The 22,040-nt window shown below is 61.2% G+C and carries 21 protein-coding genes; 19 read left to right on the forward strand and 2 right to left on the reverse strand.

What is annotated here, in order from left to right:
* Window positions 1–21: 21 nt before the first annotated feature.
* From AC6HU3_RS07535 to AC6HU3_RS07560, 6 genes are all read left to right on the forward strand, one after another.
* Window positions 22–789 (forward strand): WecB/TagA/CpsF family glycosyltransferase, encoded by a 768-nt coding sequence (locus AC6HU3_RS07535; RefSeq protein ID WP_497473158.1) that lies wholly within the window; start codon window positions 22–24, stop codon window positions 787–789.
* A 135-nt stretch (window positions 790–924) separates the two neighbouring features.
* Entirely contained in the window at window positions 925–1,521 is a 597-nt protein-coding gene (locus tag AC6HU3_RS07540; protein WP_497473159.1) for a hypothetical protein, read from the forward strand.
* On the forward strand, window positions 1,514–1,843 hold the full coding sequence (locus AC6HU3_RS07545; RefSeq protein ID WP_497473160.1) for a winged helix-turn-helix domain-containing protein: 330 nt from the start codon (window positions 1,514–1,516) through the stop codon (window positions 1,841–1,843). Before AC6HU3_RS07540 ends, AC6HU3_RS07545 begins: the two co-directional genes overlap by 8 nt.
* 334 nt (window positions 1,844–2,177) lie before the next feature.
* A complete protein-coding gene (locus AC6HU3_RS07550) occupies window positions 2,178–2,924 on the forward strand; it encodes a hypothetical protein (RefSeq protein WP_497473161.1) in 747 nt (248 codons plus the stop codon).
* A complete protein-coding gene (locus AC6HU3_RS07555) occupies window positions 2,902–3,210 on the forward strand; it encodes a winged helix-turn-helix domain-containing protein (protein ID WP_497473162.1) in 309 nt (102 codons plus the stop codon). The genes AC6HU3_RS07550 and AC6HU3_RS07555 overlap by 23 nt, the downstream gene beginning before the upstream one ends.
* Entirely contained in the window at window positions 3,210–3,833 is a 624-nt protein-coding gene (locus AC6HU3_RS07560; protein ID WP_497473163.1) for a hypothetical protein, read from the forward strand. Before AC6HU3_RS07555 ends, AC6HU3_RS07560 begins: the two co-directional genes overlap by 1 nt.
* On the opposite strand, the gene AC6HU3_RS07565 is transcribed toward AC6HU3_RS07560, so the two are convergent.
* Entirely contained in the window at window positions 3,834–6,116 is a 2,283-nt protein-coding gene (locus AC6HU3_RS07565; RefSeq protein ID WP_497473164.1) for a GNAT family N-acetyltransferase, read from the reverse strand.
* The gene (locus tag AC6HU3_RS07570; protein WP_497473165.1) at window positions 6,101–6,691 is read right to left on the reverse strand and encodes an enoyl-CoA hydratase/isomerase family protein; all 591 of its coding nucleotides are present in this window, start codon (window positions 6,689–6,691) and stop codon (window positions 6,101–6,103) included. The genes AC6HU3_RS07565 and AC6HU3_RS07570 overlap by 16 nt, the downstream gene beginning before the upstream one ends.
* 433 nt (window positions 6,692–7,124) lie before the next feature.
* On the opposite strand from AC6HU3_RS07570, the gene AC6HU3_RS07575 reads away from it, so the two are divergent.
* From AC6HU3_RS07575 to AC6HU3_RS07635, 13 genes are all read left to right on the forward strand, one after another.
* Window positions 7,125–7,697 carry a hypothetical protein gene (locus AC6HU3_RS07575; protein ID WP_497473166.1) on the forward strand — a complete coding sequence of 191 codons (573 nt, stop codon included), beginning with the start codon at window positions 7,125–7,127 and terminating at the stop codon, window positions 7,695–7,697.
* Window positions 7,675–8,475, forward strand: coding sequence for a roadblock/LC7 domain-containing protein (locus tag AC6HU3_RS07580; protein ID WP_497473167.1), 801 nt, complete (start codon window positions 7,675–7,677; stop codon window positions 8,473–8,475). Before AC6HU3_RS07575 ends, AC6HU3_RS07580 begins: the two co-directional genes overlap by 23 nt.
* A 204-nt stretch (window positions 8,476–8,679) precedes the next feature.
* Entirely contained in the window at window positions 8,680–9,636 is a 957-nt protein-coding gene (purM, locus tag AC6HU3_RS07585) for a phosphoribosylformylglycinamidine cyclo-ligase (RefSeq protein WP_497473168.1), read from the forward strand.
* On the forward strand, window positions 9,629–11,389 hold the full coding sequence (locus AC6HU3_RS07590; RefSeq protein ID WP_497473169.1) for an AMP-dependent synthetase/ligase: 1,761 nt from the start codon (window positions 9,629–9,631) through the stop codon (window positions 11,387–11,389). The genes purM and AC6HU3_RS07590 overlap by 8 nt, the downstream gene beginning before the upstream one ends.
* Complete coding sequence (locus AC6HU3_RS07595; RefSeq protein WP_497473170.1) at window positions 11,389–11,973, forward strand: hypothetical protein; 585 nt, start codon at window positions 11,389–11,391, stop codon at window positions 11,971–11,973. Before AC6HU3_RS07590 ends, AC6HU3_RS07595 begins: the two co-directional genes overlap by 1 nt.
* Before the next feature lie 28 nt (window positions 11,974–12,001).
* On the forward strand, window positions 12,002–13,321 hold the full coding sequence (locus tag AC6HU3_RS07600) for a cyclic 2,3-diphosphoglycerate synthase (protein ID WP_497473171.1): 1,320 nt from the start codon (window positions 12,002–12,004) through the stop codon (window positions 13,319–13,321).
* Window positions 13,321–14,088: a slipin family protein gene (locus AC6HU3_RS07605; protein WP_497473172.1), complete on the forward strand. Its 768-nt coding sequence runs from the start codon at window positions 13,321–13,323 to the stop codon at window positions 14,086–14,088. The genes AC6HU3_RS07600 and AC6HU3_RS07605 overlap by 1 nt, the downstream gene beginning before the upstream one ends.
* Window position 14,089: 1 nt before the next feature.
* Window positions 14,090–15,148: a hypothetical protein gene (locus tag AC6HU3_RS07610; RefSeq protein WP_497473173.1), complete on the forward strand. Its 1,059-nt coding sequence runs from the start codon at window positions 14,090–14,092 to the stop codon at window positions 15,146–15,148.
* 10 nt (window positions 15,149–15,158) lie between these two features.
* Entirely contained in the window at window positions 15,159–17,570 is a 2,412-nt protein-coding gene (locus tag AC6HU3_RS07615) for a DUF5723 family protein (protein ID WP_497473174.1), read from the forward strand.
* 20 nt (window positions 17,571–17,590) lie between these two features.
* Window positions 17,591–18,943, forward strand: coding sequence for a tryptophanase (locus AC6HU3_RS07620; RefSeq protein WP_497473175.1), 1,353 nt, complete (start codon window positions 17,591–17,593; stop codon window positions 18,941–18,943).
* On the forward strand, window positions 18,936–19,448 hold the full coding sequence (locus AC6HU3_RS07625; RefSeq protein ID WP_497473176.1) for a hypothetical protein: 513 nt from the start codon (window positions 18,936–18,938) through the stop codon (window positions 19,446–19,448). Before AC6HU3_RS07620 ends, AC6HU3_RS07625 begins: the two co-directional genes overlap by 8 nt.
* The gene (locus AC6HU3_RS07630) at window positions 19,445–20,704 is read left to right on the forward strand and encodes a 3-phosphoshikimate 1-carboxyvinyltransferase (RefSeq protein WP_497473177.1); all 1,260 of its coding nucleotides are present in this window, start codon (window positions 19,445–19,447) and stop codon (window positions 20,702–20,704) included. Before AC6HU3_RS07625 ends, AC6HU3_RS07630 begins: the two co-directional genes overlap by 4 nt.
* On the forward strand, window positions 20,701–22,020 hold the full coding sequence (locus tag AC6HU3_RS07635; protein WP_497473178.1) for a glutamine synthetase family protein: 1,320 nt from the start codon (window positions 20,701–20,703) through the stop codon (window positions 22,018–22,020). Before AC6HU3_RS07630 ends, AC6HU3_RS07635 begins: the two co-directional genes overlap by 4 nt.
* The last annotated feature ends 20 nt before the right edge of the window (window positions 22,021–22,040 follow it).

Consider the following 22,040-nt stretch of genomic DNA (forward strand, 5'->3'; position numbering starts at 1 on the left):
AATCCCTTACAATCACAATCCATGGAATCTATTGCACACCCTCGGTTTGAGCGAATTCGGATCCTCGGGGTGGAGGTGGAACTGCTCACGCTGGAGGATCTCCAGAGGGCGGTGGGGGAGGGTGTGGACGCGGGACGCCCCTATATTATTGCCAACCACAACCTTCACAGTGTGTATTTGTTTCACCACCTTCCCCGTTTTCGGGAGTTTTATGCCCGGGCCGATCGCATCCACATCGATGGCATGCCTCTGGTGTGGCTGGCCCGTCTCAAAGGTTTTCCTGCCCGGCCGGATCACCGGGTGACCTATGCGGACTGGGTCCATCCTCTCATGGAACTGGCGGCATCCCGGGGATACCGGGTGTTCCATCTGGGAGGGCGGCCGGGTGTGGGGGAGCGGGCATCCCTTGTCCTGAAACGCGCGTATCCTGATCTCCAGATCCAGACCCATCACGGGTATTTCGATGTCCACGGGCAGGATAACGAGGAAGTCATCCACCGCATTCGTTCCTACGCCCCCCACATCCTCATGGTGGGCATGGGCATGCCCCGTCAGGAGCTCTGGGTGCTGGACAATCTGCACCGCCTCCCTCCGGCGGTGATATTGCCTTCAGGGGCGTGCATGGACTATGTGGCAGGGGCGGTTCCCACCCCTCCCCGCTGGGCGGGGCGACTGGGGCTTGAGTGGCTGTTCCGCCTGCTCACCGAGCCCCGGAGACTGTGGCGGCGGTATATCCTTGAGCCCGTGCTCCTTATGCCCCGGATTATCCGGGACCTTTTCGAGAGGTAACTCCGAAGTTTTGCACTGCCCCCGTCTTCCCCAGCCGTGAGATGCCTCCCGCTCCGGACCCGCTTGCGGGGATTGACAAATCCCATAGATATGTCTATAATATAAACAAGTCTGCCAGAAAACAGGAGGGACGCCATGAGACCGCATGCCTATCCTGATGCCCTCTATCAGGCCCGGGCGGCCTGGTGGGAGGATGGGGTGCCGGAGCTTGTGGGCGGTGTGAGCATGGTGCTCCTCGGGGGTGTGGGGCGAGTCGCCTGGATGCCGGGAGCCCCTGGATCCTGGAAGGTTGCCTGGATGGCCGTGCTCTCCCTGACCGTGTTCTTCACCTGGTTCGCCATTCAGTGGGTCAAACGATCCATCACCTGGAAACGGACGGGCTACAGCAAGCCCCGTCGTGCCACCCACCCCGTCGCATGGATGGCGCTGGGTGCGGCGTTCACGGGATTCCTGATGTTCTTTCTCTCCTCCTGGCCTCTTCTTCAGACGCTGGGTCTTGGACTCTTCCTGGCTGGCGTGGTAGGTTCGGTGTCCTGGCATACCCGACGCGTTCGGTTTGCGGTCCTGGGAGGGATCGCCTTCGTCTATGGCATTGTTCGCGCGATCGGGGGACTGCCTCTTGAGCTTCTGGTCCACGAGATCCTGATCCTTCTGGGCCTGGGATATATCCTTTCGGGGGGCGTCCGTTTTGCCCGGGTGCTGCGCCTTCCGGTGGAGGAGCAACATGACTGAAAAGCACCTGCCCCGAAAGCTCGTGGAACTGGATCGGGTGGTCCACGAACCCGCCCGCCTCGCGATTCTTGCCACCCTCCTGGGCGTGGAAGAGGCGGACTTCACCTTCCTCCACCGGCAGACGGGACTCACCCGGGGAAACCTCTCGGTGCATCTTGCCAAACTGGAGGAACACGGTCTGGTTGAGATCGAAAAGCGATTTGAAAACCGGCGCCCCCGGACCCTGGTGCGTCTGACGAAGGACGGCCGAAAGGCCATGGACACCTATTTCCGGGTGATGGGCGAGCTTCTCCGCACGGGAGAACAAAAGCGTTCCGGCTGAATCGCTGGCCTTCCTTGGCCGCTGCATGCCCATACAGTAAGTGTCCGTGTTTTGCCGAAGGTAGGTCCCCCGCCCCGACAGGTTGCGAACACCCGAAGATTTCGCGGTATGTCTTTTCCGCGCGCCGATACGGCGCCGGAATTTCCGTGCCGACGCCGGCGCCCTGCGTTGCCGGGCATGGGTTCGGACACCCCCACCGTCGCGTGCGCGAAAAATGCCGATTTTCCCACGGGACTTTCTCGATAGGGGGCCTTATTTATCCCCCCTTGACAAGTTCTGTGTGAAACCATATACTTTGTATTGCATAGTAAAATCCCGAACAAAGGAGGATACGATGGACGCACGGGAAAAGGAACTCCGGGAACTCCTCGCCACGGTGGATGCCCTTCGACTGGTGGCCTATCGTCGGGAGAAGGAACTCCCGCAGGTGAGCTGGTATTTCGGGGTGTGGGGCCTCTACGGCGCGGTGAACATGGCCCTTGCCCTGAGGGGACGGGGGCTGTGGGCTGAACTGCTTTTCCCCGCTTTCTTCCTCTCCACCCTCCCTGTGGCGGGATTCTTTCCTTCCCTGCTCGCCTGGGGGCTTGCGGCCCTTGTGACCTGGGGAGGGTATGCCCTGTTCGGAGGGTGGGCGGCCCTGGCCCTCACCGTCCTTTCCGCGGTGGTCGCCTATCTCACCCTGTATGGGCACGGACGGCGAACCGGACGGTTCAAGCCCACGACCAGCCTTCGTAATGCCCTCGCCCCCTGGATCGGATGGGCATGCGGGTTCATGGCCGCCGGCATGGCCCTGACCTTCAACGCCCTCTACGCCCGGAACGCCCTGAGTCCTGAACACCTGGGCGTGGCGTCTCTCCTTCTGTGGGGATACATGACCTCCGTCATGCTCATGCTCTGGGGGGTGTATCATCCGGCCATTTTTGTGCTGGGCGTGGGCAGCCTGTTCGCCATTCCTCTCGCGACGCTCGTTGCGCCGGTGGCCGGTCATCTTGCCTATACCCTGGTGTTTGCCGTGATGGGGCTCGTGGGGTTCGTGCTCTTTGCACGGGGAAAGAATCATGATGGATCCCGGAGTCTTTGATCCCCTCCTCCACGAGCGGGTGCGCCTTGCCATTCTGGGCATCCTGCTCCAGCGGGAGGAGGCGGATTTCAACACGCTGAAAGAAGCCCTGGAGGTTTCGGACGGAAACCTGGCTTCCCACCTCCGGACCCTGGAGAAGGGGGGCATCATTGAGGTGGAGAAGACCTTTCAGGGGCGGCGACCCCGCACCCTTTACCGCCTTACCCCGGAGGGGAAACGCCGGTTTCTCCAGTATCTTGACAACCTGGAAGCCTTTTTGAAATCCATCAAACAGGAGGAGGCGTGATGGGTACGCTGCTTTTGCTCCTCGCCGCCGGTGGGTTCGGCGGCTTCTATGTGGGAGGCGTCTGGTCGCCCCAGACGGACCTGTCCGACCGGCTTCAGCAGGGACGAGGGGTCAGCCTTCCCGACATGCTGCTGGGGCTTGGCGGGGGAGGCTATGGCTACACGGAAACCTGGATCATCGGAGGGTTTGGCTATGGCGCCAGCCGGAGAGTCTCCGGGACGGACCTGGTGGTGGATTATTCCGTGGGTCAGGGGTTCTTTGAGGTGGGGCGGTTGTTCCCGGTGGGTCCCTCCCGTCTGGGTGTGACCGCCCTTCTCGGAGGAGGAGGGTATACGGTGAAACTCTTTCCCCGCCTGGCGGACCCCACCATGGACGAACTCCTCCAGGATCCCGGTCGCTTCTCCGTTCTGAGAGCCGGAGGGTTTGCTGGAGGTGTGGGCGTGGTGGGATTTGTCCCCCTCACATCCTGGCTCATGCTCGGGCTCCATGCCTTCGCCGCCTATACCCTGGATGACACGTGGGGACTGGAGGAGGGACGGCTCCTGGACGCTCCCGCCTTTCGCCCCGCAGCGGGAGGGATTCAGGTGTTCCTGGCCATGGGAGGGGAAGAGACGGAAGAATGATCAGCGGGCATACCGGTCCAGCAGGCGGTTGAAGAGTTCGTGGGACCGGATCTTCCACCACCGGGGCGTGTCCCCGGTGGTGGAACTCAAGGCCTCCACAATCCGTTCGTTTCCCCGGAGAAAGTTCTCCAGCACCAGAAGGTTTTCATGGGGGGAGAGGTCTTCTTCGGGATGAAGGAAGTGGCGTACGGCCAGGGCCCGCGCCACATCCCACACCATTCCCCACGGAAGGAGGCGATCCCGGAACAGCCGGACCCGGAACCACGCGTCCTGTGCGAGCCGCAGTTCCCCTTCCACAGGCGGGAGGCTCTCCAGAACCTCCAGGACCAGCTCGCCTTCCATATCCCGGAACGTCCGGTCCAGGAGCTCCACAAAACGCCGCCGCAGCACCTTGCCCATGGCCTCCACCCGCGGCGCAAGGGCGGGGTCAAGGGGGCGGATCCAGGCGGAAGAGTATTCCCCGCTCCGGGCATTTCGCCCGGGGGCGATGTGAAAGGGGAAAAATCCCTGCCGGCGCCAGAAACGAACCAGTTCCGGCGTGAGTCCGAAGGACGTGCCGATCCAGGCGTATCCTCCGGCCTCCTCAAGGTATCCCGCGAGCAGGGCACTGCCCAGGCCTTTCCCGAAGTGATCGGGGTGAACCGCGATCCGGACCACCCGCATGCCCGGCTGCCGGGGGATTTCGATTTCTCCGTAATACCGGATCATGAGGGCGGGGAGGATATGGCCCTGGAGGCGCTGGTGGGCGTCGTAGTCGGTCAGGAGCTCGGCGATCACGTCTTCCGGGAGCCCCCCTTCCCGGGCAAGTTCCAGGGCTCCCGCCAGGGTGTCGCCGGCATACAGGGCCCACGCCTCCACATGGGGGGCATCGGCAAGGAGGAGGAGATCGTTGGGTTCGTTGCGGTAATGGGCGTGAACATAGATGCCCACGAAACTCCGGAGGGTGGATTCTTCCCGCGGATCCAGGAAAAGCCGCTCCCGGTTCAGCGAAACCACCCTGCGGGGGGCGTTCACGTCTTTAAGCGGTTCGGGTTCGGCATCCAGGAGGAGGGTGCGATAGAGCCAGGCCTCCACCGGATCACCGGGGGCATAACGGATGGGTTCCTGGAGTTCCACCACCCGGCCCCCCTCTTTTTCCAGCATTTTCCGGAACCGCAGCGTGAACCCCCTTCCGGTCCCTTCGTATCCGTGGACGGTGGTGGCGAACACCGCGCGGGGGGCGCTGTGAGCCAGACGCATCAGGTGAGGGAGCGCGATGCCGGCCGCTTCGTCCACCACCAGGAGGTCGAAGCCCGGCGGAATGGGATCGGCGGGAGAAAACACCTGCCCCCGCACCAGCCCCGCCTCGAAGGCGCCGTTGTTTCGGGAAAAGGCTGTATGAACGTACCGACACGCACGCACCATCCCAGCAAAAAGGCTTTTGAGCCCTTCTTCGTTGGGAATGATGAGGGCCACCTGCAGGGGGCGCACCCCTCCCCAGAGCCCCAGGGCAAGGCCCAGGACATAGCTTTTCCCCCTTCCACGGTCGGCGAGCAAAAGAAGGTGGCGGTGTTCCCCGGTTTCCAGAAAGGCATGGAGGGCTTCCAGGGCCCGAACCTGATCTTCAGTGGCGGCCAGGGGATGATCCGGAGGGGTGCGGGGAGGCGGGGGCGGGGGATCTTCATAGGCAAACCAGCCTTCATCTGTGTGGATTTCCATGATCCCGGGTGCCTGGAGTCGTTCCAGGAAGAAGCGCTCAAACACCCGGGGAACGTCCTCCGGACGGTGGGGATAGCTGGTCACGTATTCCTGATTTTTGAGCACCCGAGCGAGCCACACGTCTTTGCGGGGAAAAAGGAGAAAAGCAAAGCCCCGTCCCCGGAGGGTTTCCATGATCATGCCCATCCGGTTGGGCCAGATGGATTCGGAAAGGTCCAGCACCAGGATTTCGTTGGTGGTGCCCAGGCGGGTCCAGGCCCGTTCCCACACCACCTCCCGGAGAAAGGTTCGGGCTTTGTGGTGGGGGGCGGGAAGCTGGCGGTAAAAGTGCTTTCGGAAGGTCTGAAAGGAAGAGGAGAAGGTGTCGGCGAGATACACGCAGGTGAGGCTGCGCCGGGTTTTCCGTGTGTTCCGATAGGCGACCGTCCCGGCGAGGATTCCGGCAAGGGTATACCGGTTTTCCCCGAAAAGGGCCACCACCCGGCGGGTGTCCTGTTCCCAGGTTTCTTGAAGCCACCGGAGAAACACCTCGCCCGCTTTGCGGGTGAGGTCGTCCGGGAGGCGGCGCATCAGGCGGGTTTCCATGATCGGAGGATCTCCCGTGCGCGGGGGATGAGGCGTTCGGCCGGGAGGAGTTCGTGGAAGATGCCGAGACGGTGAGCTTCTTCGGCCGGAATCCGGCGACCGGTGAACAGCAGGAGCCTGTAGCGCCGGCCCAGCGTGCTGGCAAACCAGAGGGTTGCGCCCATCCAGGCGGGAAGAAGCCCCAGCCGGAGGGCGGGGTGGGCGATGAAGCTCGTGGGGGTGGCAAGACGGATGGGGGCGGCCAGGGCGAGTTCCAGGGCACCGCCCACCGCAGGCCCGTTCACACAGGCCACAACGGGAAAGGAAGCAAGGGCGATACGGGTGAGCACCCGTGCCCCCAGACGGGCATAGGCCTCGGCGTCCGACGGCGTGAAGCGGGACATTTCGGCGAGATCGGCTCCCGATGCAAACACATCCCCTGTTCCGGTGAGGATCAGTCCCCGTACGCCTTCGGCTTCCGCCCGGTCCATGAGGTCAAGGAGGCGGTGCAGCACCTCCCGGTTCAGGGGGTTCCGGACTTCCGGGCGGTTGAAGGTCGCAAGCCAAACGCCGTCGTGTGTCTTCACCTGGATCATGGGGTGGCTATTGTACACAGGGGCGCGCTAACCGTCAAATGGGATTTCGATGCCCTGTATGGAACATGGGTATGCTCCTCCTGCTCCGGGATTCATCGCATCAAGTGGACCTGCCCTGATTTGAGTCAATAGGTGGTTGACAAGCTCCCACTTTTGTACTATATTAATCATACGATGAGGTTCAGCTCACAGCAAGCAACCACAACGCGGGAATCGGGGGGGCTCCCCGGGAGGGGAGGAGCAGGGCTTCTTTTCCCTACCCCCCCCCCCCCGAAATCCGCTCTGGATGCGGAAAAAATGGATTCCTGGCGGTAAGCGTAGTATGGCGTTCGCTTTCAATGACGTCCCCTTTTCGTTGCTGTTGAAGTGGGTTGTTACGGAAAAGGTCACGGGACGTCTTGTGTGCTCATCACCAGAACATGCAGGGGTTGTGATGATTGACGTTGTGGCAGGTAGCGTAATTCGAGTTACGGGGACCTGGGGATCCGGTCTCCAGGAGATCCGCCGTCTTCTGTCCTGGAAGCACGGGCAGGTGTTGATTCGCCCTCTTCCCCAGGACCTGAAGCATTCCTACCGCATCGCGACAGACGAAAGAGTGCACATTGATACCGATTTTCTCCGCTCACGGTCCGACATTCCCACGGATCCTCCTGGTCTTCTTCTTTTTCGGAAAGCTGTTGAAGATCTTCCAGGTATTGAAGGAGTGATTGTGTGGGACAACCGTATGGCAACATGGCGTGAAGATCTGTTTTTCCCTTCCACCGTCCCCTCCATCGTCTCCGAAAACAATCTCGTTTGGCTTCGTTCGTTGATTGGTTTTATCTTCCGGAATCGTATGACGTTTGTTCGCATACAGGCAGGCGGAAGGACTCTGCTGCTTTCGCGACATTTCCCCCCTTTTGCCGTAGTTCTCCTCGGAGCGGAGGAGATGAACCCTGCGCTGATAAGGGCTTATCTCCAGGTTGTCAGCCAGGAGAAGGGAAATGGAAACGGAAAGTTCGGCTGAAATCCTGGGATTTCTCCGCAACATGTCGCCCTACACCGTGCTGAAAGCCATTGAGCAGGAAGGGATTTCCTGCGTGGTTGAAATCGTAGGGGATGAGGACCATCATCATGGTGAGGTTGTTTTTGACAATGGTGAGGTCATCCATGCACGAACGGGTTCACTCGAGGGAGAAAAAGCCCTGCGAACCATCCTGGCCTGGGATGAGGTTCAGGCTACATTAAAACAGCTGCCAGAATCTCCTCTGACACGAACCATCCATGCTGGACTGGATCTTTTGTACCTGGATGTGTTGAAGGATCTGGACGAGAGCCATAAACTTATAAACGACGACAATCCGGCATTCCGGATGGAGGAGGTTCAGGAGAAAGTGAGGCAGATGGTGGGAAGTGACGGGGTCGGGACTGAACAAGGAGGAGGAATCATGGCCAGTCCGGTGGAAAAAGTCCTGGAAGGTCTTGCCGGCATCGCAGGATTCGAGGGGGCGGCGGCCATCTCCGAAGAAGGACTCGTGCTGGCAAGCCGGTTCGTTGCGGACGTGGATGAGGAGAAGTTCGCTGCCTTTGTTCAGGAGGCCGTGACCATGGCCCAGAACGTGGTGGACACCATGGGATGGGGCGTTCTGGACAACATGACCATCGAAAGCGAAGACAAACACAAACTGGTCCTGTATCGGACCAAGTTCGGCTTTGTCGCTTTGATCGGGAACCAGTCCCTGAACCTCGGGATGGCCCGGATCAAGGTGGACGAAGCCGCGGAAGAGCTTGAAGAAGAGATCTGACCCTCCTTGGCATAGAACCGCTCCCCCGGGGAAACGCCCGGGGGATTTTTTTATTCTTGGCTCCTAATGGTGGATGGGGGGATCTCCATTGAATTCGCACCTGAAGTCGGACCGTTGCGATAAGTAGATTTTCTCCAGGAGGTTGTTCTGTCCTCGTTCACCGGCTGATGTGTTGGTTCGTGTGAGGGTTCGTATAATAGACCCATGCGATATGCGGATGGGGGGGTTCATCTTGACGCCGCCCGCCGGTGGGTGTCGTGGTTGCGTTCGCGGGCGGGGGAGGTCATCGGTCCCTTCGCCGCAGGCATTCCTCTGGATGACGAAACCCTCCTGGTGGGGACCACCGACGGGGTGGGGACCAAAATCCTCCTCCTCCACCAGCATCAGAAATGGGATGTGGCTGGGCGGGACGGTGTGGCCATGTGCCTCAACGATCTCTATGCCATGGGGGCGGTTCCCGTGGCCTTCTATGATTATCTCGCCCTCCCCTCCTTCCAGAACGAAGAACCCATCCGGAAACTCATGGAAGGAGTGTTTTCGGCCCTGGAGGAAGCCCGCACGCCCCTCCTGGGGGGAGAAACGGCCGAACTCCCCGGGTTCTTTCAGGAAAACGTGCCCTTCGACTTCGCCGGATTTGCCCTCGGAAAGGTCACCCGAACGGTGCTTGCCCGGCGAAAAACTGTTGAGCCCGGGGATCTTCTCCTGGGCCTTCCCTCCACAGGCCCTCACAGCAACGGATACAGCCTGATCCGGAAGATTCTTGAGCATGCAACACCCCCGGAGGAGGTTCTGCGTTCCATTCTTGCCCCCACCCGCCTGTATCCCCGTGTGCCTGAATTGTTTGCCTCAGGAGCCGTAAAGGCGGCCGCCCACATCACGGGTGGAGGATTCGAAGAAAACATCCCCCGTGCCCTGCCGGAGGGTTTGGGGGCGGAGATTCATCTGGACGACATTCCGGAGGTGTTCCGGTGGCTGATGGAGACGGGGAACGTCCCCTTTGAGGAAGCGTCCCGGGTGTGGAACCTGGGGGTGGGGTTTGTGCTTGTGGTGGAACCCTCTTCCGTGGAAAAGGTGCGGGAAGTGTATCCGGAGGCCCAGGTGATGGGGAAGGTGGTGGAGAAGGAGGGGGTTCACATAAACCGGGAGGTTGGCCATGCCTGATCGGTATGCCCGGAAGAAGATGAAGATCCACCGACCCAGCCGGGGGGTCATGACCATACCGGAAATGTTTGAAAGGAGTGCGCAGGAATTCAGTGATATCGTGCTGTTTCGGATGCGGGCGGCCGACGGAAAGTCCTGGCGGGAATACACATACCGTCAATCCCTGGAGATCGTCCAGAAACTGGCCTGGATCCTGGTGAACCGTTTTGGCCTGAAACCCGGGATGCACGCGGCGGTCATCGGAGAAAACCGTCCGGAATGGGCCTTCAGCTATCTCGCCATTCAATGGGCCGGGGGGGTGGTGGTCCCCATTGACGCTCGCCTCACTCCCACCGAGATCCGCCACATCCTGGACCACAGCGAAAGTCATCTGATTCTGGCCCAGGAAAAGTATATCTCGTCCCTTCTGGACATTCAGGAGAGCGTGCCCACCCTCAAACATGTGATCTCCCAGGATCCCTATCCCGATGTGCCCGACCTCTGGAGCCTGGTGAACCAGGCCGAGGGGCTTCAAACGCGCGTCCCCCGGAATCTGGACGACCTGGCCCTGATCCTCTATACCTCCGGGACGACGGGGAGTTCCAAGGGGGTGATGCTCACCCACCGGAACATCATGTCCAACGTGAGCGACGTGTATCAGTGCATTCCCTTCCAGCCCGGGGAGCGGGTGTTCTCCGTGCTCCCCATCCACCATTCCTTTGAGGGCACGGCCGGCTTTCTCACGCCCATCTATGGGGGACTTTCCATCACCTATTCCCGGTCCATCCTCCGACCCCGGGAGATGCGGGCGGACATGATCGACACCCGCCCCCACATGTTTCTGGTGGTGCCCCTCCTTCTTGAGAAAATCGTGATGGGGATTTTCCGGGAGGTCAAAAACGCCCCGGCACCCCGGAAGGCGATTTTCTGGACCCTGTGGAATCTCTCCCGTTTTTCGGGAAGGAAGCTCGGTAAGGTCCTCTTCAAACCCATCCGGGCCAAACTGGGACTGGACGAACTCAAATATCTGGTCTCCGGAGGTGCCGCCCTTCCGCCCTGGGTGGCTGAAGCCCTGGAGACCATGGGATTCCCCCTGATTCAGGGGTACGGTCTTTCGGAGACTTCTCCGGTGCTCACCGCCAATCCGCCGGACGCGCCCCGCAACGAATCGGTGGGGCAGGCCCTCCCCTCCGTGGAGATCCGGATTGTGAACCCCAACGAGGAGGGGATTGGCGAAATCGCCGCCCGGGGGCCCAACATCATGAAGGGTTATTACAAGAACCCCGAAGCCACCAAGGAAATCCTGGACGACGAGGGCTGGCTCTACACGGGGGACATGGGCTATCTGGACGAGGACGATTACCTCTATATCACCGGCCGGAAGAAATATGTGATCGTCTCCAAGGGCGGAAAGAACATCTATCCCGAAGAGGTGGAGAACGTCCTGGGCCAGTCCCCGTTCATTGAGGAGATCCTGTGCCTGGGCTACAAAACGCCCGATGGGGACGAAGAGATCCACGTGATCGTGTATCCCAACTATGAAAACCTGGATGCGTATTTCAAGGAGAAAGGGGTGGCCAACCCCCGGAAAGAGGACGTGGAGGAGGTGATCCGGCAGGAACTCCGGAAATACAGTCAGGAGCTTGCGCCTTACAAACGCCCCCGGACCTTCAGCATCCGGGAAGAAGAGTTTGAGAAAACCACCACCCGGAAAATCAAACGGTTTCTGTATATGCAGAGCCCGGTTCCGGTGGAAGAACGGAGGTCACTGTGATGATGGTGATGCTGGTTGCATCCATTTTTCCCCTCATGAACCCGATTGCCCCCACCCGGACCCCGGAGTGGAACGTGTCCATGGCCTTCAGCGACATCACCCGGGGCGTGGGGGGATTCACCCTTTCGGGGGGAGGACGGTGGCGGATGGGTCCGTCCACCACCCTGGGCCTGCGGGCTGGCACCGGCTTCAGTAAGGGCGCCCTCCTGGGCCTGGAAGGTGACATGAGCTTCCTCCTTCACCGGAAGACCCGGGACATCCTCTTTGATTTCGGTCTTGTCCCCTCCGTGGGCATCTGGATCGGAGACGGGGTGTTCCTTGTGATGCCGGCCGTGCACGGGCTCCTGCACTGGACCTTCCGTCTCGAAGATGTGCGATCTCCGGTGCGGGTGTATGTGGGTCCGCTGATTGGTGGCTATTTCTATTCGGTGAGCACGGGCCAGGGCCGGGCAAGCGGTGGGGACATCGACGGGGGTGTGGTGGCCGGGTTCACCATGGATGCCACCCGTGCCCTGGGCTGGGGGGTGGAGGCGGTGTTCACCCGGTTTGCCATTGCCTTTGCCGCAAGCATGAGGATTTTCTGAGACAAAACCGAACCCGAGGAGGTGCACCATGGCCTATCGTGTGGTGATCCTGGGCGCTGCCGGAAGGGATTTTCACAACTTCAACGTGTTTTTCCGCAACAATCCCGATTTCGAGGTGGTGGCCTTCACCGCAACCCAGATCCCGGACATTGAAGGCCGGCTCTATCCCCCGGAACTCGCTGGCGAGCGCTATCCGGACGGGATTCCCATCCTCCCGGAGGAGGATCTTGAGAATATCGTCCGGGAAAAGAAGGTGGACTATGCGGTGTTTGCCTATTCCGACGTGTCCCACGAGCACGTGATGCACCTGGCCAGCCGGGCCCATGCCGCAGGCGCGAGCTTCATGCTCCTGGGACCGGAGCACACCATGCTGAAATCCTCAAAGCCCGTCATTGCGATCGGAGCTGTGCGGACAGGCTCCGGCAAGTCTCAAACCACCCGCCGGGTTGCGGACATCCTGAAAGGGATGGGGAAAAATGTGGCTGTGGTGCGCCATCCCATGCCCTATGGGGATCTCCGGAAGCAGATCGCCCAGCGCTTCGCATCCTATGAAGACCTGGATCGCTACAACTGCACCATCGAAGAGCGGGAAGAATATGAACCTCATCTGGATCGGGGGAACGTGGTGTTTGCAGGGGTGGACTATGAAAAGATCCTCCGGATGGCGGAAGAAGAAGCGGACGTGGTGCTGTGGGACGGCGGGAACAACGACTTTCCCTTTTTCAAACCCGATCTCTTCATCGTGATTGCCGATCCTTTCCGGGCAGACCATGGTTTGCGGTATCATCCCGGGGAGACCAACCTCCGCATGGCGGACGTGGTGGTGATCAACAAGGTGGATTCGGCATCCTTTGAAGATGTCCAGCGGGTGAGGGACATCGTGGACCGGCTGAACCCCCGGGCCGAGGTGATCGAGGCAGCGTCCCCCATCTTTGTGGAAGATCCGGACGCCATCCGCGGGAAGCGGGTGGTGGTGGTGGAAGACGGTCCCACCCTGACCCACGGAGAAATGAGTTTCGGAGCAGGCTACCTCGCCGCCCGGCGGTTTGGTGCTGCCGAGATCGTGCCGCCCTTTGAGTTTGCGGTGGGCACAGTCCGGGCGGCCATGGAGGCATGGCCCCAGGTCCGGAAGGTTCTTCCGGCCGTGGGCTATTCCGAACAGCAGCTTGCCGACCTTGCCGAAACCCTGAACCGCGTGCCCGCCGACGTGGTGGTGAGCGCCACCCCCATTTCCCTGGCGCGGGTGGTCCAGGTGAACAAACCCATTGTGCGGGTGCGCTATGAACTGCAGGAAATCGGCCGGCCCACCCTGGAAGAGGTGCTGGGTCGTGCCCTGGGAGGTGGATGATGGGTGGCTTTGCTTTCACCCTGATTCTCCTGCTTTTGATGGTTCTTGCCTCCATGCTCCGGGTCCTCCGGGAGTATGAGCGGGGGGTGATCTTCCGTCTGGGCCGGTTTGTGGGTGTGAAGGGCCCGGGGCTGATCATCCTTTTGCCGGTGATTGACAAAATGGTCAAGGTGTCTCTGCGGACGGTGGTGCTGGATGTGCCCCCGCAGGACGTGATCACCAAGGACAACGTGTCCATCAAGGTGAATGCGGTGGTGTATTTCCGGGTGATGGATCCGGCGAAAGCGGTGCTGGAGGTGGAGGACTTTCTCTATGCCACCAGTCAGATCTCCCAGACCACCCTCCGGAGTGTCCTGGGGGAGGTGGAACTGGACGAGGTGCTCTCCCACCGGGAAAAGCTCAACGAACGTCTCCAGACCATCATTGACCGTCAGACCGATCCCTGGGGGGTGAAGGTCTCGGCGGTGGAAATTAAACACGTGGACCTCCCCCAGGAAATGCAGCGGGCCATGGCCCGTCAGGCAGAAGCCGAACGGGAACGCCGGGCCAAAATTATCGCCGCCGAGGGGGAATACCAGGCATCGAAGCGTCTGGCGGAAGCGGCCGAAATTCTTGCGAAAAACCCCATCACCATCCAGCTTCGCTTCCTCCAGACCGCCACGGAACTTGCCACCGAAAAAACCACCACCATCATCTTTCCCCTCCCGGTTGAATTGTTTGGCGGTTTGCTGGAGAAAAAGGAAAAAGAGGAGAACAAGGAGGTATGATGTGCGCAGGTATGTGGGGCTCATAGTGCTTGGAACGGTCCTGGCTGTTTCTGGCTGTCTACGTCCGAAACAGCATGTCGCGGGGTGGGACACCCGGCTCCAGATCCCCATTGACACCGTGGTGCTCCTCCGGGTGGCCCTGGACTCACTCAAGCAGTACACCGTGGTGGAGCGGGGGGACACCCTGGCCCTCGCCCAGTCCGCGGACACCGTCAACATCCCCCTTCCTCCGCCCATCCAGATTCAATTCAGCAAGGGATGGCCGGATCAGCTGGACTCCACCCGGACTCGTCTTCACACCCGGATCGTGGGGGTTCGGGCCCTGGGCTATGCCCGGGTGGTAGGTCCGCAGAACAGTGACGCCACCGTGACAGGAAGACTTTTTGTGGTCTTTACGTCCGGAGACACCATTGACACCACCCTTCAGATCGCGGTTCCGCAGGGCCAGACCCAGGACATCACCGTGTTCCGAACCTTTGATGTGCCCCTTTCCCCCTATGACTTCCGCTTTGACATCTCCTCGAACGTGAATCCTCTGGATCCCGCCTATGCCGACACCGCCTATGGGATGCTGGAGATCCCCCTGGCCATCCATTACAGGGGAGACACCATTGTCACCACCCTTCAGACGGTGGACATTCCGGAAGACGTGTCCCGGGCCGCGGATCCGGCTCGGGCGGATTCGTTCGGGCTTTTTATCCGGCGGGCGTACCTCTATATCACCGTGGTGAACCAGGCGCCGGTGGGCGCGTCCTTCCGGGCCTGGCTTTTCAATCCGGGTCGCACGGACAGCACGAAGATCATTGACGACACGCTGAGTTCGGCTCAGCTGGACAACCGGGGATTCGTTTCTGCACCGGCCTATGACACCCTCCGGGTGGAGCTCACCCAGGCGCTCCTTTCCAGCTATCTCACCCAGGACAGCCTCCGGATGATTGCGGAGGTGGAACTCCCCGCCCTCAACGACACCGTGTATGTCTCGGTGAACGACCAGATTGCCTTTTCCGGATACCTGGAGTTTGAACTTTCCGTGACTCCGGACAGTCTGATGAAGCGGTGAGGAGGAACCGATGAACGTGCTGCTCGTTGTGACACAGCTTGCGTGGGGATTGGGGCTTCCTCTCGGGGAGGGCCAGGGTCTTGCGGGCAACACCACCGTGCTTTCGTCCCCTGCACTGGCCAATCTGGGTCTGGGGTATGCTCCCCGCTGGAGCCTCTCCCTCCTTGGGGCACAGGCCGGGTATCACCAGAACTGGCTTGCCATCCAGGATGTGAACCTGATCATGTCTGCCGACAGGCTGGCTTCCTCCACGGTTCAGGATTTTCTTGACAAGCTCCCCGACGGTCCTGTGGAGCTCACGAGTTTTGCGGATCTCGCTCTTCTCTCCTTTTCCATCGGACGATGGGCCCTGTCCATTCGTCCGACGGCCCGCGCACAGGTCCGCCTTCCCTCCGATCTGGCCCGCCTGGCCTTTGAGGGGGTGCTCATCAACCGGACCTATGACTTCACGGACCTTTCGGCCCAGGCCCTGCTCTACACCGCCATCGGGACAGGCTACAGCATCCCCCTCCGGATGCGGGATTTCCTGGGGGTTCAGGACGTCCGGGAGATCGAACTGGGAATGAACCTGGACTTCCTCTGGGGTCACGGTGTGTTTGAGGTGGATCCGGGGAACCGGTATGTGGCGGTCTCCCAGCGGGGCTACACCTATCGTGCCGATTCGTCCCACTTCCGCTCCGCGGGGCTCCTGACCTTTGATTCCACGGGTTCAGTGGCCCCCTCCGGGGTGGGGATGAACCTGGGCCTTTCGGCGGCAACGGAAGTGGATGCCCAGCTCAGCCTGAGCCTGTCTCTTGAAAACCTGTTCGGCTTCATCAACTGGTACCGGAATGTGGTGGAGGGTGTGGCGCTTCTGGAACCCGACTCCATCCGCACGGGGGACTTCCAGGGGGGGACCCTGGACAGCCTGGATGCGTTTTTCGAGCAGCGTTTCCGGGACACGGCCTACACACGGGAAGGCACCCCCTTCCAGACCCGTTTCTCGCCGGTTTTGCGGGTGGGTGCCCGGCTCAAGCCGGTGTCCTATCCGCAATTTGTCCTCCACGCCACCTATACCCAGGGCTTCAAGAAGGACCTGTTTGCCACCACCACACCCCGTCTGGACGCCGGCGTGGAATATGCCCTGGCGCCCGCTCTGCCCCTCCGGCTGGGTGTGACCCTGGGGGGTCGCGTGGGCTTTGGTCTCGGACTGGGGGCCGGGATTCATGCCGGTCCCGTTACCATTGATCTGGGGTACACCTCCCTTTCAGGATTTGGTTATGGGGCAAAAGGCGAGCACCTGTATGCCCATCTGGGACTGGTGGGGCCGGTCACGGGCACCTTCCGGGGCAAGGTGATCGACTCCCTCCTTCAGAAGCCGGTGCTGGCGCGGGTGACCGTCTATACCCGGACGAAGGAGATCCCCGTTCAGGTGGACAGCGCGGGCGAGTTCTCCCTTGCCGTCATGGGACCCATCCGGGTGAAGGTGGAACACCCGGATTACGCTTTCCGGGAATACGCCTTTGAGGTTCCGGCGGGCAAGACCGTGGAGGAAACCCTGAAACTCCGTCCCATCACGGCACCGGTGGTCCTCCACTTTGTGGACAAGGAAACGCAGAAACCGGTGGCGAGGGTGGACTTTACCCTGAACCTGGTGGGTCGGGCTCCGATCCAGGGACGGTCGGACTCGTCGGGGACCTGGAAGGGCAAACTCCGGGAGGGACGGTACCGTGTGGTGGCCCGCCATCCCGACTATTTTGAACATGCTGACGAGATTTTTGTGCGGGGCGGGGAACCTCTTGAGAAGACCTTTGCCCTCCAGCCCCTCTTTGGCACGCTCATCGTGAAAGTGGTGGATGCGGAGAAGGCCACGCCCCTCCAGGCGCACGTTGTGTTGAAGAAAGGAACGGGTGAGGTGCTGATGGACACCACCACAGATGCTCAGGGCGTGGTGCAGTTCCGTCTGAGGGAAGGGGTGTATCGTCTGGAGGTGGACAAGCCCGGAACCCGCTATATCAAGCGTCAGGCAAGGGTGGAGGTGAAGGGCGGGGCCACGGTGGAGAAAGAAATGGCCCTCCTCAAGAAAGCCATGGTCTTCACCTTCCGCAACATCTACTTTGACTTTAACAAGGCCACCCTCCGACCCGAATCCTATCCGGTGCTGGACTCCATCGCCCAGATGCTTCTTGAGAACCCCACGGTGAAAGTGGAAATCGCGGGTCACACCGACACCCGGGGATCCTTCTCCTATAACCTCCGGCTCTCCCAGGCACGGGCGGAATCCGTCCGGCGTTATCTCATTTCCAAGGGAGTGGAACCCGAGCGGCTGATTGCGAAAGGCTATGGCGAATCCCGGCCCATCATCAAGAACGCCCGGACGGAAGCCGAGCACCAGCAGAACCGGCGGGTTGAATTCCGGATCCTGGGCGAGATCAAACGCTGATGGAACCGTACCGGATCAAGATGGTCCAGGCGCTCCCCATCCTCTCCTTCGGGGAGCGCCTGGAGGCCATCGAACAGGCTCATTACAACGTGTTTTTTCTCCCCGCATCCCGGGTGATGGTGGATTTCCTCACCGACTCGGGAACCGGAGCCATGAGCGACCGACAGTGGAGTGCCCTGATGCTGGGCGACGAGTCCTATGCCGGCGCCGACAGCTTCTTCCGGTTTGAGGCCGCTGTTCAGACGTTCACCGGCAAACGGGAGGTGATTCCCGTCCATCAGGGGCGGGCGGCCGAGAAGATCCTGGCCTTTTCTCTCCTGGAACCGGGAGACCGGGTGATCTCCAACACGCTGTTTGACACAACCCGGGCCAATTTCCTGTATCGCGGGGTGGACATCGTGGACTGCCCCCACCCGGAAAGCCGGAACCTGGACTCGGCACACCCTTTCAAAGGCGATGCCGACCTCGAGGCGATGGAACGGGCGCTGAAGGAGAAAAGGGCAAAGCTCATCGTGATGACCCTCACCAACAACACGGCCGGCGGTCAGCCCGTCTCCCTGGAGAACCTCAGAGCGGTGCGGGATCTCGCGGGTCGGTACGGTGCCCTCCTGGTGGTGGATGCGGCCCGGATTGCCGAAAACGTGTACCTCGCCCGGGCGCACGATCCGGAACTCCGGGGCCTGTCCATTGCCGAGGGTGTGCGGGCGTATCTTGCCCTTGCGGACGTGGTGGCCATGAGCGCCAAAAAGGATGGGCTCGGGAACATCGGAGGATTCCTGGCCACGGATCGGGAAGACCTTGCCGAAACGTTCCGGAATCTCCTGGTGGTCTTTGAGGGATTCCCCACCTATGGAGGGCTTGCCGGGAGGGACCTGGACGCCCTGGCGGTGGGGCTTGAGGAAGTGGTGGACGAGCGGTATCTCGCCCACCGCGTCGGGCAGGTTCGCCGTCTTGCCACCCGCCTGAAAGGGGCAGGCGTTCCGGTGCTCTGGCCGCCCGGAGGACATGCGGTGTTTGTGGAAGCGGCTTCCTGGATGGAGCACATCCCCCGGGAAGCCTTTCCGGGTGTGGCGGTGACGGTGGCCCTCTATGTGCTGGGAGGGGTCCGGGCGGTGGAGGTGGGAGGGCTCATGTTTGAGGACCTTCCCTATGAATGGGTGCGTCTGGCCATCCCCCGGAGAACCTATACGGATGGGCATCTGGACTGGGTGGCCCGGACGTTTGAGGCTCTTCACGGAGCCCGCACCCGGGTGAAGGGCATGGAACTTGTCCATGCTCCGAAGCTGCTCCGCCATTTTCGGGCCCATCTTGCCCCCAGGGACTGGCACCCCCGGGATCTGGCGGATCTGGCGCTGGAGGTTCCCGATGCGTGAGAAAGAGTCCATCACCCCCGAGGTGCTTGCAGAGGGGTTGCTCTCGGGTGTGTTTCGTCTGGCGCAGGAGACGGAGGATCCTATCCGGGCTGTGCTGGACTGGAGTGAGGAAGGGGCGTCCCTTGTGGTGATGGAGCTCGTGTTCTTCGGGCTGTTTTTTCTCTCCTTCCACCTCGTGGCCACCCCTCTGGTGAAGGACGATGTGGCGACTCAGGTGGTGGAGGGCATGTTTCGCCATCTCATGGAGAGCCTGGAGCCTCAGAGTGCAGAGGAAATCACCCTTCTCCGGGAGCATCTTCAGCATGGGCTTGCGGAGTATCAGACCCAGCTTAAGGCCTGGATTGAGGGAGAGGAGGGGCGTCTCGGAGAGACGTTTCTGGCCCGTCTGGGCCTTGAGGGGGAGGAGGACGTGGTGAGCCGGGTGGAAATGCTTCTGGTTGCTTTTGCGGATGCCCTGCGGGAATGGCTTGCCCAGATTCTGGAAACCTATGAGGTGAAAGAATGACGGTCTTTCGTTTTCCGGGGGACCGCCACATCGCCCACATGGCCCTCTTTCTCGCTGCGCAGTCTCCCCACGAAAGCCGGATCCGCAATCTGCCCCCTTCCCGGGAGGTGGAGATCACCCTTCGGGTGCTGGAACAGCTGGGGATCCCGGTGGAGCGCGGGGAAAACGAAGTCGTGGTGCGTCCCCGTTCCCATGCCGTGATTCGGGAACCCCGGGATGTGCTCCATCTCTCCGATTCTCTCCCCACCGCCACCCTTCTTCTCGGGTATCTTGCCGGTCATCCGGTGACCGTGCTCCTTTCCGCATCCGGTGCCCTTCAGGAGCGGGACTTTCGCGACCTGGTGCATCCCCTTCGGATGATGGGGGCCATGATCCTTGGACGGGACCGGAACCGCCGGTTTCCCATGGCGGTGCAGGGCAGTGCCCTTCAGGGGATGGTGGTGGAGCAGATCTATCCCGATGCCTACATGAAGGCCGCCCTCATGCTGGCCGCCCTTCAGGCCATGGGGGAAACCCGGATCTCCGAACGGGTCAAGGCCTGGGACCACATGGAGCGACTGCTTCTGCGGATGGGTGTGCCCTTTGAGATGCGGGGGACAGAGATCACCCTCCAGGGGGAAGCCCTGCCGGGGCTGGAGGTCACCCTTCCCGGGGATTTTTCCCTGGCCGTTCCCTTCCTGACCGCGGCCCTTCTGCTTGAGATCCCGGTTCGGGTGGAGGGGGTTCATCTCAACCTCACCCGCACGGGATTTCTCCGTATCCTCAAGCGGATGGGAGCCACGGTGCGGATCGAACTTTTTCCGGAGGAAGGTCCGGAAGCGGTGGGGGCGGTGGAGGTGGAGCCCGCAGAGCTCACGGGGGTCACGGTGAGGGAGCGGGAAGCTCTGCTCATGCCGGAAGAACTGGTGTTTGTCCTTCTCCTCGCTTCCCGGGCCCGGGGGCTCACGGTGATCGAAGGGCTTTCGGCCATGAGCTTTCCGGACCTCATGCGTCTCTTGCGGGCGGCCCAGATGCTCCAGGCCCGGGGAATGAACCTTTCCCAGTCCGCCTATCGTCTTGTGATTCAGGGGCCGGTTTCCCTGGGTGACGGCCCTCTCCGGGCCTATGGAGATCCCGTGCTGGCCATGTTTGCAAGTGTTCTCCGCCTTCTGGAGGGTGGGGAGCCGGAGGACGTCCAGGCCAGGAAAAAGGTGGTGGATCGGTTTCCAGAGTTTTTTGCCCGTATGCGTCAACTCCAAAAGGAGGGTAGGGGATGACCCGTGACGAAATCCTCGCGCTGGTGCGCGAGAAGGACATCCAGATCGTCCGTCTGTGGTTCACCGACATCCTGGGCTTCGTGAAGGGGTTCAACCTGGCGGTGACGGAACTCGAACGGGCCCTGGATGAAGGGGTGGTGTTTGACGGCTCCTCGGTGGAGGGGTTTGTCCGGATCGAAGAGTCCGATCTCGTGGCCAAACCCGATCTGAACGCGGTCTATCTCTGGCCGGAGGAGGTCTCGGGGGACCGTTCGCTGGTGTTCTTCTGCGACATCTTCTATCCCGACGGCCGGCCCTTTGAAAGCGATCCCCGGCAGGTGCTCCGTCGGGTCCTGGAGCGGGCGAAGGAGGAAGGGTTCACCTTCTATGTGGGCCCCGAACTGGAATATTTCTATTTCCCCACCGCGCAGAACCCCTCCCCCCTGGATGCCCAGGGCTATTTTGACATCCTGCCCTTTGATGCCGCTTCTCAGGCCCGGTGGGAAACCCTCCGCCATCTCGAGGCCATGGGGGTGCATGTGGAGGCCACCCATCACGAAGTGGCCCAGAGCCAGCACGAAATTGACTTCCGCTATCAGGACGCCCTCACCATGGCCGACATCCTCCAGCTCACCAAACTCCTTGTGAAGGCGGTGGCCGAAAAGCACGGGATCTATGCCACCTTCATGCCCAAGCCGGTGTTCGGCATCAACGGTTCGGGGCTCCACGTCCACCAGTCTCTGTTTCGGGGAGATGAGAACGCCTTTTTCGATGCGGAGCATCCCTACAACCTTTCGGAAACCGCCCGGGGCTATCTCGCAGGGCTTCTGAAATATGCGCCGGAGATCACGGCCATCACCAACCAGTGGGTGAACTCCTACAAGCGGCTGGTGGTGGGCTATGAGGCACCCGTCTATATCGCCTGGGGTCGGAAGAACCGTTCCGCGCTGGTTCGGGTTCCTGCGTTCAAGAAGGGCAAATCGAAATCCTGCCGGCTGGAATACCGGGCGCCTGATCCGGCCACGAACCCCTATCTTGCGTTTTCCGCCATGCTGACGGCGGGACTCACAGGAATTGAGGAGGGACTGGAGCCGCCCGATCCGGTGGAGGAAAACATCTACGCCATGCCGGAGGAGGTGATGGAGAAATACGGCATCGGGGCGCTGCCCGATTCCCTTCTCACCGCCATCCGGATCATGGAGCAGAGCGAGGTGGCCCGCCGGGCGCTGGGAGACGAGCTCTTTGAGAAGTTTCTGCGGAACAAGAAGGCGGAGTGGGACCGGTTCCGGACGGCGGTCACGGATTTCGAGATCCGGGAATACATGCCGCGGCTCTGAACACACCGGGAGGCGGGGGC

This window comes from Caldifarcimen microaerophilum (assembly GCF_055387105.1).

Bases quoted from the DNA above. Each gene is read 5' to 3' on its own strand.
- AC6HU3_RS07570 (WP_497473165.1), bottom strand. From the start codon at position 6,691: ATGATCCAGGTGAAGACACACGACGGCGTTTGGCTTGCGACCTTCAAC.
- AC6HU3_RS07615 (WP_497473174.1), top strand. From the start codon at position 15,159: ATGAACGTGCTGCTCGTTGTGACACAGCTTGCGTGGGGATTGGGGCTT.
- AC6HU3_RS07595 (WP_497473170.1), top strand. From the start codon at position 11,389: ATGATGGTGATGCTGGTTGCATCCATTTTTCCCCTCATGAACCCGATT.
- AC6HU3_RS07620 (WP_497473175.1), top strand. From the start codon at position 17,591: ATGGTCCAGGCGCTCCCCATCCTCTCCTTCGGGGAGCGCCTGGAGGCC.
- purM (WP_497473168.1), top strand. From the start codon at position 8,680: ATGCGATATGCGGATGGGGGGGTTCATCTTGACGCCGCCCGCCGGTGG.
- AC6HU3_RS07555 (WP_497473162.1), top strand. From the start codon at position 2,902: ATGATGGATCCCGGAGTCTTTGATCCCCTCCTCCACGAGCGGGTGCGC.
- AC6HU3_RS07575 (WP_497473166.1), top strand. From the start codon at position 7,125: ATGATTGACGTTGTGGCAGGTAGCGTAATTCGAGTTACGGGGACCTGG.
- AC6HU3_RS07560 (WP_497473163.1), top strand. From the start codon at position 3,210: ATGGGTACGCTGCTTTTGCTCCTCGCCGCCGGTGGGTTCGGCGGCTTC.
- AC6HU3_RS07540 (WP_497473159.1), top strand. From the start codon at position 925: ATGAGACCGCATGCCTATCCTGATGCCCTCTATCAGGCCCGGGCGGCC.
- AC6HU3_RS07580 (WP_497473167.1), top strand. From the start codon at position 7,675: ATGGAAACGGAAAGTTCGGCTGAAATCCTGGGATTTCTCCGCAACATG.
- AC6HU3_RS07605 (WP_497473172.1), top strand. From the start codon at position 13,321: ATGGGTGGCTTTGCTTTCACCCTGATTCTCCTGCTTTTGATGGTTCTT.
- AC6HU3_RS07625 (WP_497473176.1), top strand. From the start codon at position 18,936: ATGCGTGAGAAAGAGTCCATCACCCCCGAGGTGCTTGCAGAGGGGTTG.
- AC6HU3_RS07550 (WP_497473161.1), top strand. From the start codon at position 2,178: ATGGACGCACGGGAAAAGGAACTCCGGGAACTCCTCGCCACGGTGGAT.
- AC6HU3_RS07565 (WP_497473164.1), bottom strand. From the start codon at position 6,116: ATGGAAACCCGCCTGATGCGCCGCCTCCCGGACGACCTCACCCGCAAA.
- AC6HU3_RS07600 (WP_497473171.1), top strand. From the start codon at position 12,002: ATGGCCTATCGTGTGGTGATCCTGGGCGCTGCCGGAAGGGATTTTCAC.
- AC6HU3_RS07545 (WP_497473160.1), top strand. From the start codon at position 1,514: ATGACTGAAAAGCACCTGCCCCGAAAGCTCGTGGAACTGGATCGGGTG.
- AC6HU3_RS07635 (WP_497473178.1), top strand. From the start codon at position 20,701: ATGACCCGTGACGAAATCCTCGCGCTGGTGCGCGAGAAGGACATCCAG.
- AC6HU3_RS07590 (WP_497473169.1), top strand. From the start codon at position 9,629: ATGCCTGATCGGTATGCCCGGAAGAAGATGAAGATCCACCGACCCAGC.
- AC6HU3_RS07535 (WP_497473158.1), top strand. From the start codon at position 22: ATGGAATCTATTGCACACCCTCGGTTTGAGCGAATTCGGATCCTCGGG.
- AC6HU3_RS07630 (WP_497473177.1), top strand. From the start codon at position 19,445: ATGACGGTCTTTCGTTTTCCGGGGGACCGCCACATCGCCCACATGGCC.